General features: G+C 68.4%; 1 protein-coding gene. It reads left to right on the top strand.

Translation table 11 applies throughout. The features are described from left to right. Positions 1-611 (top strand): aldehyde dehydrogenase family protein (locus DEQ92_RS21430; RefSeq protein WP_115821753.1); only part of this gene is annotated, 611 nt, incomplete at both ends.

Genomic DNA, 611 nt, shown 5'->3' with positions numbered 1-611 from the left:
CCCCGCCACGCGGGAGGTAGTCAGCGAGGTCCCCGCCGGCACCGAAGCAGACGTCGACGCGGCCTACGAGACGGCGGCACGGGCGCAGGAGGCGTGGCAGGACGTGCTGCCGCAGGAGCGCGGCGACATCGTCCGCGAGGTGCAACACCTGATCGAGACGCACCACGAGGAGCTCACGGAACTGCTGGCGATCGAATCGTGCAGCGCCCGGCCGAAAGCCTCCCGAGAGTTCACCTCGACGGGCGAGATGATGCACGACGTCGCGACCTACCCCTTCCGGATGACGGGCAGTCACAGCCAATCGAAGGTCGCGGGGAAAGAGAACATCGTCAAGCGCGAACCCGTCGGCGTCGTCAGTGTCATCTCGCCGTGGAACTTCCCGTTCCAGCTCTCGCTGCGCGCGGTCGCGCCGGCGATCGCGCTCGGGAACAGCGTCGTGCTCAAGCCCGCCACCGAGACGCCCATTACCGGCGGTCTCCTCATCGCACGGCTGTTCGAGGCCGCTGGGCTCCCCGAGGGCGTCCTGAACGTCGTCACCGGTCACGGCTCGGAGATCGGCGACCGGGTCGCCTCCCATCCTGAGATGTCGGCGGTAGCGTTCACGGGGTCTA

It is taken from the genome of Haloferax sp. Atlit-6N (assembly GCF_003383195.1).
In the GTDB taxonomy this organism is placed as follows: Archaea; Halobacteriota; Halobacteria; order Halobacteriales; family Haloferacaceae; genus Haloferax; species Haloferax gibbonsii.
The sequence above is the reverse complement of the archived record's forward strand: the minus strand, read 5'-3'. Positions and strand labels throughout refer to the sequence as shown.